At 56.8% G+C, this 13,717-nt stretch carries 11 protein-coding genes; 4 read left to right on the top strand and 7 right to left on the bottom strand.

Annotated elements, in window-relative coordinates:
- The first annotated feature begins 44 nt into the window (after positions 1-44).
- The gene (locus SJY13_RS01485) at positions 45-1,277 is read left to right on the top strand and encodes an efflux RND transporter periplasmic adaptor subunit (protein ID WP_377186805.1); all 1,233 of its coding nucleotides are present in this window, start codon (positions 45-47) and stop codon (positions 1,275-1,277) included.
- Positions 1,274-5,071, top strand: a complete 3,798-nt coding sequence (locus SJY13_RS01480; protein ID WP_377186802.1) for an efflux RND transporter permease subunit — start codon at positions 1,274-1,276, stop codon at positions 5,069-5,071. Before SJY13_RS01485 ends, SJY13_RS01480 begins: the two co-directional genes overlap by 4 nt.
- A 39-nt stretch (positions 5,072-5,110) precedes the next feature.
- Here SJY13_RS01480 and SJY13_RS01475 read toward each other — a convergent pair whose 3' ends face one another.
- The 3 genes from SJY13_RS01475 to SJY13_RS01465 all read right to left on the bottom strand — a co-directional run bounded on the left by SJY13_RS01475 (position 5,111) and on the right by SJY13_RS01465 (position 8,741).
- On the bottom strand, positions 5,111-5,509 hold the full coding sequence (locus SJY13_RS01475; protein ID WP_377186799.1) for a DUF2147 domain-containing protein: 399 nt from the start codon (positions 5,507-5,509) through the stop codon (positions 5,111-5,113).
- A gap of 55 nt (positions 5,510-5,564) precedes the next feature.
- Positions 5,565-7,370 carry an ABCB family ABC transporter ATP-binding protein/permease gene (locus SJY13_RS01470; protein WP_377186796.1) on the bottom strand — a complete coding sequence of 602 codons (1,806 nt, stop codon included), beginning with the start codon at positions 7,368-7,370 and terminating at the stop codon, positions 5,565-5,567.
- A gap of 78 nt (positions 7,371-7,448) precedes the next feature.
- Entirely contained in the window at positions 7,449-8,741 is a 1,293-nt protein-coding gene (locus SJY13_RS01465; protein WP_377186793.1) for a LysM peptidoglycan-binding domain-containing protein, read from the bottom strand.
- A gap of 126 nt (positions 8,742-8,867) precedes the next feature.
- Here SJY13_RS01465 and SJY13_RS01460 point away from each other — a divergent pair, with 126 nt between their 5' ends.
- Positions 8,868-9,419 carry an LOG family protein gene (locus tag SJY13_RS01460; protein ID WP_377186790.1) on the top strand — a complete coding sequence of 184 codons (552 nt, stop codon included), beginning with the start codon at positions 8,868-8,870 and terminating at the stop codon, positions 9,417-9,419.
- A gap of 42 nt (positions 9,420-9,461) precedes the next feature.
- Here SJY13_RS01460 and SJY13_RS01455 read toward each other — a convergent pair whose 3' ends face one another.
- The 3 genes from SJY13_RS01455 to SJY13_RS01445 form a co-directional block, all read right to left on the bottom strand.
- Positions 9,462-9,914, bottom strand: coding sequence for a host attachment family protein (locus tag SJY13_RS01455; protein ID WP_085821091.1), 453 nt, complete (start codon positions 9,912-9,914; stop codon positions 9,462-9,464).
- A gap of 1,102 nt (positions 9,915-11,016) precedes the next feature.
- Complete coding sequence (locus SJY13_RS01450) at positions 11,017-11,112, bottom strand: twin-arginine translocation signal domain-containing protein (protein WP_377186787.1); 96 nt, start codon at positions 11,110-11,112, stop codon at positions 11,017-11,019.
- Between the two features lie 4 nt (positions 11,113-11,116).
- Positions 11,117-11,716 (bottom strand): superoxide dismutase, encoded by a 600-nt coding sequence (locus SJY13_RS01445; RefSeq protein ID WP_377186784.1) that lies wholly within the window; start codon positions 11,714-11,716, stop codon positions 11,117-11,119.
- 101 nt (positions 11,717-11,817) lie between these two features.
- Here SJY13_RS01445 and SJY13_RS01440 point away from each other — a divergent pair, with 101 nt between their 5' ends.
- Positions 11,818-12,579: an FkbM family methyltransferase gene (locus SJY13_RS01440; protein ID WP_377186781.1), complete on the top strand. Its 762-nt coding sequence runs from the start codon at positions 11,818-11,820 to the stop codon at positions 12,577-12,579.
- A 492-nt stretch (positions 12,580-13,071) separates the two neighbouring features.
- Here the strand turns inward: SJY13_RS01440 and SJY13_RS01435 are convergent, their stop codons facing one another.
- Complete coding sequence (locus SJY13_RS01435) at positions 13,072-13,554, bottom strand: hypothetical protein (protein ID WP_377186778.1); 483 nt, start codon at positions 13,552-13,554, stop codon at positions 13,072-13,074.
- Positions 13,555-13,717: the final 163 nt, after the last annotated feature.

The raw sequence follows: 13,717 nt of genomic DNA, 5'->3' as shown, positions 1-13,717 counted from the left end.
CACGTCGTTGAAAAGTCGGCGAAGAATTTTGGGAGATATTCTGTATGCGTTTGATTTCATTCGTGAATGCGATTTTGGTGGTTGTCGCCCTGTTCTTTTTGGTCTTTGAACGAGACGCCCTTTTCGCCTTCGCGGGTCGCGGCGAAGGAGAGTCGGATACCGCCTCTGCTACAGAATCTGGTGGGAACGATCCCGTCGATCAGACCGTTATGGGTGTAGTTGCCCTTAGGTCATCTGCACAGGAAATTGACAGCGCGGTGCTGCTGCGCGGCCAGACCAAGGCCAATCGTCAGGTTGAGGTTCTGGCCGAGACGACCTCGACCGTGATCTCGGAACCCAAGCGTAAAGGCACATTTGTCGAACCGGGCGACCTGCTGTGCGAGCTGGATCCAGGCACCCGCCCGGCAAGTCTGGCCGAAGCGATGGCAGGCAAGCTTGAGGCCAAAAGCCGTGTCCCCGAGGCCGAGGCCCGTCTGGAAGAAGCCCATGCGCTGGTTGCCGAAGCCGAGATCAACCTGAAAGCGGCCAACAAGCTGTCGGAAACGGGTTTCGGGTCGGAAACCCGCAGGATTTCAAGCGAAGCGGCGATGCGGTCCGCTGAGGCCGGCATCAAAACCGCCGAGGCAGGGCTTGAAGCTACCCGCGCCGGAATCGAAGCCGCATCGGCTGAAGTCGAAGCCGCGCAACGAGAGATCGAGCGTCAAACCATCGAAGCGCCCTTCAAGGGCCTGCTGGAAAGCGACACCGCCGAATTGGGCAGCCTGATGCAGCCGGGATCGCTATGTGCGACCGTCATTCAACTGGATCCCATCAAGCTGGTTGGGTTTGTGCCCGAGGCCGAGGTCAACCGGGTTGTCGTCGGTTCTGAGGCTTCGGCGCATCTGATAACGGGCCCGCAGGTTGCGGGTCTGGTGACCTTCCTCAGCCGGTCAGCAGATGAAACCACCCGCACCTTCGAAGTCGAAATCACCGTCCCGAACCCCGATCTGGCCATTCGTGACGGCCAAACCGCCGATATCCGCATCGCGGCCGAGGGCACAAAAGCACATATGCTACCGCAATCTGCCCTGACCCTGAACAACGAAGGTCAGGTTGGCGTCCGCACGGTTGGCGAAGGCGATGTCGTGGATTTTATGCCGATCCGCCTGCTGCGCGACACAGCCGAAGGCGTCTGGGTCGACGGGTTGCCAGAAGAGGTCGACATCATCGTCGTCGGGCACGAGTTTGTCACCAAGGGCGTCAAAGTAGTGCCAAACTATAGGGAAACTCAACAATGACCGGTATCGTCAGTTGGGCCGCTGGCCGGGCCCGAATGGTTATCGCCTTTGTGGTGATCTCACTGATTGTCGGCGGGTTCGCCTATGTTGGCCTTCCCAAAGAGGGTGAGCCGGATATTGAGATTCCGGCCCTGTTCGTTTCCGTCCAGTTCCCCGGCATCTCTGCCGAGGATTTGGAAAACCTTCTGGTCAAACCGATGGAAACCGAACTGGCGGATCTGGACGGCCTGAAAGAGATGACCTCGACCGCCGCAGAAGGGTATGCTGGCGTGGCGCTGGAGTTCGATTTCGGCTGGGACAAAACCGCGATCATGGCGGATGTACGCGACGCCATGAACAGTGCACAGGCTGATTTCCCCGAAGGGGCCGAGCAATATTCGCTGACCGAGATCAACTTTTCTGAATTCCCAATCGTCATCGTGAATTTGACCGGCGCAGTGCCCGAACGCACAATGGCGCGCGTGGCCAAAGATTTGCAGGACGATCTGGAAGCGATGGATTCGGTGCTCGAAGCCGGTATCGCTGGTAACCGAGACGAATTGCTTGAAGTCATCATCGACCCTCTGAGGCTGGAAGCCTACAACGTCACCGCAGGTGAGTTGATCACGGTCGTGCAGAACAACAACCAGTTGATTGCGGCTGGTGAGGTCGAAACTGAACAAGGCACCTTTTCGGTCAAGATACCATCGTCGTTCAAAACCACACAGGACGTCTATGGGTTGCCGGTCAAGGTCAACGGCGACCGTGTCGTGACGTTGGGAGAACTCGCCCAGATCAACTATACCTTTGAAGACCGCGAAGGCACTGCCCGCTTTAACGGCGAACCGACGGTTGCTCTGCAGGTGGTCAAACGCAAAGGCTATAACCTGATCGACACGGTCGATGAGGTCAAAACGACCATAGACGCAGCCAAAGCCAAATGGCCGCCCGAGATGCAGGCCGCAATCGAGCTTGGCACGTCAAATGACCAAAGCCGCATTGTCGGCTCGATGGTCAGACAGCTGGAAGGCTCGGTTCTGACCGCTATTGCGCTGGTGATGATTGTGGTGCTGGCCTCATTGGGCACGCGTGCCGCGTTGCTGGTGGGTTTTGCAATCCCGACCTCGTTCCTGTTGTGCTTTGCGTTTCTTGCCGTCATGGGGGTCAGTATTTCCAACATCGTGATGTTCGGATTGATCCTGGCCGTCGGGATGTTGGTCGACGGGGCCATTGTGGTCGTCGAATATGCTGACAAGCGCATCAAGGATGGCGTCGGCCCGATGCACGCCTATGTCGAGGCCGCCCAGCGGATGTTCTGGCCCATCGTTTCGTCGACAGCCACCACGCTGTGCGCCTTCCTGCCCATGCTGTTCTGGCCCGGTGTTCCTGGTGAGTTCATGGGGATGCTGCCCGTCACACTGATCTTCGTTCTGTCCGCCTCGCTGATCGTGGCGCTGATCTATCTGCCCGTGATGGGCGGTGTATCCGGTCGCCTCAGCCGCGTGTTCGACCGGACCTCAACCTGGTTGCGCGGGCGTACCCCGTGGTGGGTACGGGCGGTGATGGTACCTCCGTCTTTGTATTTGATTTTCCTGGGTGCCATGCAGATGTTGAACCCCGGATACCTGATGCCGGAAGGCGCATCCGGAGGCGTGGTATTCGGCGCCTTGCTGTTCCTGTTCGGGGCCTTTGCCGGGTCGGTCACACTGAGTGCTGCAAAAATCGAACGCGCGCCGGATCAGCACGTCCATTCTGCACGTGAACACACTGTTGTTGGCGTAGTAATCAGGTTTCTGGTCGGCAATCCGATCATGCCAGTTGTATCAATCGCCACTGTCTTTGGGCTTGTTTACTTCGTCGCGTTTGTTTGGTTCCCGCAGGAATCGCGCGGTGTCGAATTCTTTGTCGAAAGCGAGCCGGAACAGGCCACGGCCTATGTCCGTGCGCGCGGCAACATATCGCTGACCGAAAAGGACGAAATGGTGCTGGCCGCCGAGCAGATCATCAGCGCACACCCTGCGGTGATCAATGTCTTTTCCTTTGCCGGACAAGGCGGATTGGACCAAAACAATGGCGGCGCGCAAGCCCCCGCCGACACGGTTGGTCGGGTGCAGTTCGAGATCATACCATGGGAGGATCGCCCGAATATCTCGGAACCGATCCTTGGAGGCTTACTGGACCGTCAGACCATAGCGCCGGATTACGATGGTGACTTTGTGTTGGACCAGTTGAATGCGGAACTGGCGACGTTGCCCGGCATTGTGGTTGAGATCCTGCCCCTGGAACAGGGTCCTGCCTCAGCCAAACCCGTTCACCTTCGGATCAAAGGTGACAGTTGGGAGGAGTTGACAGCAGCCACCAAAACCACGCGTGAGATGTTCGATACGACTCCGGGTTTGATTACGATCGAAGACACCCTGCCCCTGCCCGGCATCGACTGGCAGATCGACGTCGATGTGGCCAAGGCGGGCCGCTTTGGCGCGGATGTGGCCACCGTAGGCGCGATGGTACAGCTGGTCACACGCGGCCTATTGCTGGGTGAGATGCGGCCCGACAACGTGGATGAAGAGATCGAGATACGTGTGCGTCTTCCCGATCAGGATCGGGTTCTGTCCACCCTTGATACGCTCAAGGTACGCACGCTGGACGGGCTGGTGCCGTTGTCGAACTTCGTAACGCGCCAACCCGTGGCCAAGTTGGCCGAGATCAACAGGGTCGACCAACAGCGTTATTACGACGTTAAGGCTGATGTCGAACCTGGCCTCAGCAAAGTTGTGACCACAAACCCGGATGGGACGGAACAACGCCTTGCCGTCGTGCGTGCAGTCACCGAAGGGTACACCTCGACAGGCACGGTTCTAACCGGCCCCGGTGGTGCCGATTTCGAACTGGTACTGATGACCGGCGCCGACAATGTGGATGACTTGCGTACGGCGATGACGTCCGGCGACGCGCTGATCTCGCTTATCAATCCGAACGAACGAATTGCGGTTCTGACCGAATGGTTGAACACCACGCCATTCGGCAACACCATCAGCTGGGAATGGACCGGCGATCAGGAAGATCAGGCAGAATCTGGTGCGTTCCTTGTGAATGCGTTCATGGGCGCGCTGGGTTTGATGTTCGTCATCCTGCTCGCGCAGTTCAACTCGTTCTACAACTCGGTTCTGGTGTTGCTGGCCGTTGTGCTGTCGTCCACAGGCGTGCTGCTCGGGATGATATTGATGGAACAGCCCTTCTCGATCATCATGACCGGGACAGGGATTGTGGCGCTTGCGGGGATCGTGGTGAACAACAACATTGTTCTGATCGACACCTACCAGGAATATAGCCGCTATATGCCTCGGATCGAGGCGATTGTCCGCACGGCCGAGGCGCGCATTCGTCCGGTTTTGCTGACCACCCTGACCACAATGGCAGGTCTGACGCCGATGATGTTCGGACTGTCTCTGGACTTTATCAACGGCGGGTATTCCATCGACAGCCCGACCGCGCTGTGGTGGAAACAACTGGCAACGGCCGTTGTCTTCGGGTTGGGTGTTGCAACGGTTCTGACACTGATCCTGACGCCCGCGTTCCTGGCCTTGCGGGTGTGGGTGACAACCTATGCGGTGTGGCTGGGCAAGCTTCTGGCACGCGCCACAGGCGGGCAATCCAGCATTGCTGCGCAGGACATGGCGATTGGCAAGGCTGCACGACAGGCCCAAACGACCGAGGTTGTCTGGAGCGACGACCCGACCTTTCAGCCCGCCGAACCAGACCGTACCGCGACCGCGGATCAGCCGCCGGGGTCCCCGTTGAAAGCTGCGGAATGACTATTAAGCGGGGTCGGGTTTCACCGGCCCCGTTTTTCGTCAAAGGCGGGTCCAGGTCTGATGCGCGCACAGGTGATGTTCGCACCCTTTAACCTTGAGCGTATCGCCCTGCAGGGTCATTTGCGGCACCGCATCAACATTGATCAGCGGCACCCAGAACTCACCTCCTCCGTATGCGCCATCCCCCTGGCTGGACACATCCCAAAACAGCTTTTTGCCGATATTGGGGGTCTGAACCTCTTTACCCGAACTGTCATAAGCAGATTGAATCTGGCCACAGAAGTTCTTGCCACAGGCCGTGATCTTGATGTGAGAGGTCAGGTTCTTGCGATCCGGTTCCGTCTTCCAGACGCCGACGATTGGATCCGCCGCCGCCAGAGCAGGCATTAGCAGGGCAAAAGCCGCTGCGATCGCAAGGCCGTGTATGCGTTTTGACATGGCATCACCTTTCGCTTGTGTTCGTCAGTATAGCACGGGCTGACCGCAACGCCGCTCAGGCAGCTTGCGCATCCGATTGCTGGCGGCTCCACAGCTGGGCATAGCGGCCTTCACGCTGCAGCAACTCATCATGGGTGCCCTGTTCCAGAATCTCGCCCTGCTCCAGCACTACGATACGATCCGCTTCGGCAATGGTGCTGAGACGGTGGGCGATGGTCAGAACGGTCCGACCCTCGCCCGCCCGCGCCAGCGCGTCCTTGATGTCCTGTTCGGTATCCGTGTCCAGCGCCGAGGTCGCTTCGTCCAGCAGCAAGATCGGCGGGTTCTTCAGCAAGGTGCGTGCAATGCCGACGCGTTGTTTTTCTCCGCCTGACAGTTTCAACCCGCGCTCACCCACTGTGGTGTCATAGCCTTCGGGAAGCGTGGCGATGAAGTCATGAATCTGCGCAGCCCTGGCGGCAGCTTCGACATCCTCTTGCGTGGCCCCGTCGCGGCCATAGGCGATGTTGTACCGGATCGTGTCGTTGAACAGAACCGTATCCTGCGGCACCACGCCGATTGCCGCATGCAGACTGGATTGCGTCACGTCCCGCACGTCTTGCCCATCGATCTTCAATGCTCCGGCGGTTACATCATAAAAGCGAAACAGCAGCCGTCCAATGGTGGATTTCCCAGACCCTGTGGCCCCAACGATGGCCACCGTCTGTCCCGCCGGAACCGTCAAAGAGACTCCTTTGAGGATTTCCCGATCCGCATCATAGCCGAAATGGACGTTGTCCAGCGTCACTTCACCCCCGGTCACAGCCAGATCAGCGGCGTTGGACTTGTCGGCCACCTCGGCGGGTTGTTCCAGCAGATCAAACATCTGACCCATATCCACAAGCGACTGGCGAATTTCACGGTACACCGTACCCAGAAAATTCAATGGCACGGTGATCTGGATCATGTAGGCGTTGACCATAACAAAATCGCCAACGGTCAACGTGCCGTTCTGCACCCCCACCGCCGCCAGAACCATTACACCGATCAGGCCGCAGGTGATCAGGAAAGACTGCCCGAAATTCAGGAAGGCCAGCGAATAGGCAGTCTTAAGCGCTGCTCCGGCATAGGCCTTCATCGACACATCATAGCGCGCAGCTTCGCGGGTTTCTGCGTTGAAATACTTGACGGTTTCAAAGTTCAGTAAGCTGTCTATCGCGCGCTGGTTGGCCTCGGTGTCCTGATCATTCATCTCGCGCCGCAGCTTCACCCGCCATTCGGTCACGGCAAAGGTGAACCAGATATACAGCGCGATGGTCACCGCCACGACGACCAGATACCAGACATCGAACAGCCACATCAGGATGATCGCGACCAACAACAGCTCAAGGATCAGCGGTCCGATGGAAAACAGCAAGAACCGCAACAGGAATTCTACACCTTTCACGCCGCGCTCGATAATGCGGCTCAGGCCTCCGGTTCGGCGGGTCACGTGATAACGCATCGAAAGCTGATGGATATGCTGAAACGTCACCAACGCCAGTGCGCGCAGCGCGCGCTGACCGACCGGCGCAAAGGCCGCATCGCGCAATTGCTGAAAGCCCACGGTCATCATCCGCGCAACGCCATAGGCCACAGTCAACCCAACCGCGCCCAGCGCCAAGGGCGGCACACCCTCGCCGGCCAGACCGTCAACCGCGCCTTTGTACAGGATCGGCGTATAGACCGCGATCAGCTTGGCCACGACCAACATACACATGGCTAATACTACGCGACGCTTTACCCAGGGCTCATCCTCGGGCCACAGATACGGAGCGACTTTACGGATCGTGCGCCAGCCTGAACTGCGCTCGTCGGTTTGGGGGATGTCGTCAGATTGCATCTGGGCTGTCCGTCTCATCACGTACCTAGTCTGCGGTCAGAGATAGCCCCCTGCCCCCGGAAGGGCCAGAGGCAAGGTTTATTCGGGGAACGTGAAAACCTGACCGGGATAGATCAGATCAGGATCGCGAATCGCATCCCGGTTGGCTTCGAACAGCTTCACGTAGAGGATACCGTCACCAAAACGCTCTCGCGAGATCGCCCAGAGGGTGTCGCCCTCCTGCACGGTAACCGAGCGGATAGGCGCTGCCTGAGGCTCCTCTCCGGTGGTCTGGGGCGCTTCAGCAGCGCGCAGAACCTCGACAGGCTCGCGCTTGAACGGGGTCTCCAATCGGCTGACGACCGTGCCATCGGCTGCGACCTCATCCACACGCAAGTTATAGATGCCGGGATCGATGCCCTGCAACTCACTGCGCCATTTGCCGTCGTCGGTCGGGGTCAGGTCGTCGACAAGCTGGTTGTCCAGATACAACCGAACGACCGAGCCGTCCGGAACCCGGCCTGTCAGCTCAACGTCTCCGGTGCTGGAGTAACCGACCGTATCCAGCGCAACCTGTTCCGGTGCCTGCGATTGTACGGTTGGGGCCTGCACAAGTTCCACCCCGTCCTCGCCAGAGCGCAATATGGCCACCTGTTGATCCTGTGGGTCCTCCGCCCTTTCCTCGGGTGCGGCCTCTGCCACTTGTTCGGTATCGTCCGCGGTTGCCTGTGGGGCCGTCTCAGCGCTCTCTGTCTGAGAAGGAGAGTTGGGGACAGGCGCGGCCTCTGCCGTATCAGTGGTCGAGACAGATTCATCTGCGGGCGCGGGTTCAGGCAATGCGGCGATCAAATAGTCGTCCGACTGCAATGGTTGATCACCGCTGGTCTCAAGAGTTAAGCCACGCGCATTCTCAGAGAACGGGATCGATACGAATTCGGCGAACTGACCGCTGGGGTCGACGGTGAAACTATGTACCTGCTCTCCGTCCAGCAACACTCGCACATCGGATCCGGGTTCGGCATTGCCGGACAGAACCGCGTTGCCATCCGGTTCGACAAATATCTGATCCAGCGTGGGTGCGGCTGCCTGCGCCACGTCTTCTGGCGACGTGTCCTGTAGATTGGTTGGCGCTTCGGCTACTGCGACCTCTGGGGTATCGGACCCCGTTTCAGGCGCAGGTTCACCGGCCTCGACTGTGTTGGCCGGTGTTGTGGTCTCAGCACTATCTGATGCGGTTGGTGTGGCGGTATCCGCTTGCGGTGCGGCCTCTTGCGGATCACTTTCAAGGATGCCGGACAAGTACAACCCACCAGCTCCGGCGATAATCACAACACCCGCGATCACCCACCATGTGGAGATGCCAGAGCTTTCGCTTCCCGACTTGGCGTTCATGTGCTTCCTTTCACTCCGCAGCGCAAGTGCTTTGGCTATAACACATTCTGCCTGACGGTTGAGCCAATCTATCAATCCCGCTATCAGGGGTCAAAAGCCCAGATACAAGCCCGGAGGAGCCCTATTGTGTCTCAGACATCGGTGTGTGTGTATTGCGGGTCACGCAATGGTGCAAATTCCGCATATTCCCAAGCTGCCCACAGATTTGGCCAGTTGCTGGCGCAAGAAGGCTGGCGCCTTGTTTACGGTGCCGGTGATGTGGGGCTGATGGGCGAGGTTGCGCGCGCCGCCCAAGCGGCCGGAGGCGACACGTTTGGCGTTATCCCGGTACATCTGTTGCAGCGCGAGGTCGGCAAGACAGACCTGACGCGTTTCGTGGTCACCGAGACGATGCACGAGCGTAAGAAGGTCATGATCATGAACGCGGATGCCGTAGTGGTCCTGCCGGGCGGTCCGGGATCACTGGATGAGCTGTTCGAAGCGCTGACATGGCGGCAACTTGGCCTGCATGACAAACCCATTCTGGTCATGAATGTGGACGGATATTGGGACCCGTTGCGCGAACTGGTGCAGCAGGTCATCGGTCACGGGTTTGCAGATACTTCGCTGGCGGACTTCATCACCTGGGTTGATGATCCTGAGACTGCAATGGCAGCCTTGCGTCAGGTCCTGAACTGAAAGGCAGCGGGTGCAGTAACCCACCCGCTGTCTGGTGATCTCTTAAACCGCCGGCTTAAGACGGCTTGTCAGTATCTGTTCTACCTTGTGAAGCGGATGGTTGGTCAGCGTTTTATCAACCTCGGCGACTACCTTGCTCAGCACTTCGCTGTGCAGCCGTCTGCGCAGCAACCCGAGTACATGAGGGCTGGCGACCAGAACCAGCCGCTTATACGCGCCCTTCAGACCTTTGCGGTTCAGCAGATTGGCCAGGTCCTGCACGAACAGAGATTTCGCATGGGTTTTCCATTTGGCTTCTTCGACGGCCGATTTCTGGTTTGGCCCTGTATCCGGACGGCGGCCCGCCCGATCCGAGGGTTTGTTGCTGGGCACGTCGTTCTGCTCAACCGAAACGACCACCAGATTGGGGTCCTCTGCGTCGGTGATATTCTCCATCAACAACGCCTTTTCCCCGTCAGCTATGACAACCCATGTTCCCTGTGCAAGTGCGACCATCATGATCTCCTGTTATGGTTCGTGTGATTTTCCCTCATCCATCAGGCACAGCTCACCCGAGACGCGCCGAGGTCATTCAGCGCGTTGCCTGACGGTTTTCTTAGTGGTTTGCGGCTCTCTCCCTCCGCCCATCTTAGCTATGCACTGCGGGGCAGGGTACAATAGGTCTCAATTCGAAAGTTGACGCGTCGGCAGGATTTCTCCAGTGGTGATGGCACCGAGGCGCTTCAGCATTGTCGAAGGGCTTTTGCCTAAAGCCTGTTATGCGGACAAAACCGCCGTTGAAGCCACTATCTGGTCACGTCATACTACACCGTCTGAGCCACACTGAACTAAGATGAGTTGAACATGACAAAAAGGCCGTCGCGAGTAACTCTAGCCATTTCAGGTATCGCTTTTTGGGCTGTAGCGTTCGCTCCAAGTCTGTCTACCTCTGAAACATCCAGCGATGCGAAGGTTCTCAGTTCGCTACAAGGCATGGGTTACTCCGATATTTTCATCGATGGATGTACAGTTTCCTTTTCAAGAGAAACCGTTCCTACGGAAGGCAACAATTATCTAACGAAGTATGATCGGCACGTTAACCTACGAACGTTAGACCTCAGCGAAGCTTATGAAGTTCGCGGCAGGGCAACTGATCACGGATATCTCTACATTGCCGAAGTGCCTCTAAAAAATAAGCATTACCAGTACGAGTCTCAAATATACAGCTTCAGGTCCTGGGTCCGACGCAATTACCCAAAGTCGAATTGGCCGCATACTTCTTCAAACATTGAAGGTCACGAGGCAGCAGAAATTGAAGCTGAATTATGGAACAGATTGCCGCAGATCAAGTATATGAATTGGTGGACCAGTCATTGGAAGACCGGTTCATTGACATTGCTCCCTCCTGTATTTCGGATGACGTATCATGAGCGTAGCAACCTAGTTTTGTTTAGGGACGCGCTCATTGACCATTCAGTAAGTTATCATTGCTCAAACCCCAATGAAGAGAGAGACACATAGTCTGAGTGCATGGCTGGATTTCTTATTCTCCTAAGGCGCAAGCGGCCCATCGTTGACCGGACGCTTTGGGCTCCAAGCAGTCATTCGATGTCGGTTGCTAACGCGAAGTCGATACCAGAAACAGCCACCCCAAACAGAAAAGGCCTGCCAGCGTCACCGCCAGCAGACCCTTGATGAACCCTCTTCGGGTCAATGGATTACATCCGCGATGCGACGTTTTCCCAGTTCACCAGATTGTCGAGGTAGTTCGACAGGTACGCTGGACGCTTGTTGCGGAAATCGATGTAGTACGAATGCTCCCACACGTCGCAACCCAACAGCGCGGTCTGACCAAAGCACAGCGGGTTCACGCCGTTCTCGGTCTTGGTCACGGCCAGCGAGCCATCAGTGTTCTTGACCAGCCAAGCCCAGCCCGAGCCGAACTGACCGGCACCTGCAGCGCTGAACTGCGACTTGAATTCGTCAACCGATCCAAAGCTCTCGGTCAGAGCTTTTTCCAGCTCACCGGGCATGGCAGCGCCGCCGGGGCCCATCATTTCCCAGAACTGGTTGTGGTTCCACAACTGGCTGATGTTGTTAAAGATACCGTTTTGCGCGACAGCATTCGCATCATAAGTGCCGGTGATGATCTCTTCCAGCGACTTGCCGTCCCATTCGGTGCCGGCGATCAGCTTGTTGCCATTGTCGACATAGGCCTTGTGGTGCAGATCGTGGTGATATTCCAATGTTTCCGCGGACATGCCCTTGGCTGCCAGCGCGTCATGTGCATAAGGAAGATCAGGAAGTTCAAAAGCCATCTCGGCCCCCTGTTGAAAATGATTGTTGCGGTTCCACAGGTTAAATGCTGTGGCAAGGGCCGCAGGTCAAGGGCAGAGATCACAAAACCCGGAGGTCCGCGATGCTGACACAGGCGCGCAAGATGTTTTACCGCGCTCGCGGATACTATGCCGGGCACCTGAACGGCGAACCATTCCGCCTGGATCCCTATCATTCCAAGTTCTGGCGCAAAGCCTCCGCTGGCGTGTGGGAGCCGGAAACCTTTGCTGTGCTCGACCAGTTCCTGTCGCCGGATCGCGATTACATTGATATTGGAGCATGGATCGGCCCAACGGTTCTGTACGGCGCCCGTAAGGCGCGTCACGTCTGGTGCTTTGAACCCGACCCCACCGCATTCCGCCATCTGGCGTGGAACCTGGACCTGAACGATATCCGCAACGTCTCGGCTTTTAGCGTTGCGCTGTCAGACCAATTCGGAGTGGCCCGCATGGCGTCGGTCCGCGGGGAGCCGGGCGATTCCACCAGCTCTCTGCTGCATGACGGCGTACACGGGACAGATGCCCTGACCATCGCGTGGGATCAGTTTGAGGCGGTGAATGACCTGTCTCGCGTGTCACTGGTCAAGATGGATATCGAGGGGGCTGAATATGCCGTGTTGCCAACACTCATTCCGTTTCTGAGAAAGCACCGTCCGGCATTATACCTGTCCACCCATGCGCCACTTATCAGTGAATATGAGAGGTTAAACCGCATGACTGACCTTGCTGGTCTTCTTTCCTTTTACCAGTCCTGCCAAACAAGTACTGGTGCCGACGAAGGAATACATAGTCTTACGAAGACCCCGGCAATTGAAGGGTTTCAGACGTTTTTGCTGACCGGCTGAGTGACCCGAAAGGCCACCCAGCCAGCTTGCATCTTAAAACAAGGTTGGCGACGAGACAGGCTTGCATGCACCGACACCGCTTGGACGGTTTGTCACATTGGCCTGTGGGAAACTAGCGGACACCTTGAAGGCATTGGTTTGGGGGTCCAGAGTTGCCGTGTATGCAATTCTGAACCGGCGCGATGAATTGGCTCTCAGCCTAACACGCCAGGACATCTGGTATTGGCTTTTACGCGTCACTTTGAACTTTGCATCAGCAGGCTTTTCATCGGGGCGACCAGCCAGTTCATTCGAAGAACGGATAGCCCCGTCATAGACCCGAGCCTTCTTGCTCGCAGCATCCACACTCATGAACATTTTGGATGGAATCCATCCTCGCGATTCCATGCTGTGAAGTTCGCACTCATAGTTCACGACGTCTGCCTGTACCGCTGTTGCACATAACCCTACGGCGATGGCCAAAGATATTAGTTTCAAAACTAGTCCTCTCAATCAGGAATTCGGGGTTGTGATAGGTTTACATGCGCCCTTTGCGAAACCGTCTCGCGGAGCATAGGCAATAGAAGTCGCAGACTTGGCGGTAGCCTTCAGTGTTGATCTATTCAACATCACCGAAAACTCTAGATCGAGCAGATCAATAGCGTCATACCGCGACTTATTTGTTGCATAAGTGCGTCCACTTGCTGAATACACATAGTTTTGGCCCACCCAAGCAATTGACAACACCTTAGGTGTGTCCCGCTTAATCCGAGCAGGTCCAACACCCGTGTCGATTTTCGGGATATCAACCCTATGCAAAAGAGCAGAACGGCCAAACTCATCCACTGAGAACACCACGCGTGTTGGTGTAGGGCGATTCACAAGGCCAGGTCCAAATTTACACTCGAAACTTTCTTCATAAGTTTCAGAAACGGCGATTTGAGGTGTAATTATCAGAGCGGCTAAACCTGCCGCCAGCACTTTTTTAATGGTCAAAACTCTACTCTTCTCCAGATTTATGACGGTTTCAGCACGTAACGGCTTTCCTTTGCCACGTACACGCTACGAGGAAGTAAAGCAGGAGAATTTCTGCCTATGCGCTCTTATGTCTCAATAAGAAGCTTACGTGTTTCGCACAAACACGACGCCGAGGAAAATG

This window comes from Ruegeria meonggei (genome assembly GCF_042768335.1).
Lineage (GTDB): Bacteria > Pseudomonadota > Alphaproteobacteria > Rhodobacterales > Rhodobacteraceae > Ruegeria > Ruegeria meonggei.
This window is presented reverse-complemented; position numbering and strand designations above follow the sequence as displayed.

Bases quoted from the DNA above. Each gene is read 5' to 3' on its own strand.
- SJY13_RS01485 (WP_377186805.1), top strand. From the start codon at position 45: ATGCGTTTGATTTCATTCGTGAATGCGATTTTGGTGGTTGTCGCCCTG.
- SJY13_RS01480 (WP_377186802.1), top strand. From the start codon at position 1,274: ATGACCGGTATCGTCAGTTGGGCCGCTGGCCGGGCCCGAATGGTTATC.
- SJY13_RS01475 (WP_377186799.1), bottom strand. From the start codon at position 5,509: ATGTCAAAACGCATACACGGCCTTGCGATCGCAGCGGCTTTTGCCCTG.
- SJY13_RS01470 (WP_377186796.1), bottom strand. From the start codon at position 7,370: ATGCAATCTGACGACATCCCCCAAACCGACGAGCGCAGTTCAGGCTGG.
- SJY13_RS01465 (WP_377186793.1), bottom strand. From the start codon at position 8,741: ATGAACGCCAAGTCGGGAAGCGAAAGCTCTGGCATCTCCACATGGTGG.
- SJY13_RS01455 (WP_085821091.1), bottom strand. From the start codon at position 9,914: ATGGTCGCACTTGCACAGGGAACATGGGTTGTCATAGCTGACGGGGAA.
- SJY13_RS01445 (WP_377186784.1), bottom strand. From the start codon at position 11,716: ATGGCTTTTGAACTTCCTGATCTTCCTTATGCACATGACGCGCTGGCA.
- SJY13_RS01440 (WP_377186781.1), top strand. From the start codon at position 11,818: ATGCTGACACAGGCGCGCAAGATGTTTTACCGCGCTCGCGGATACTAT.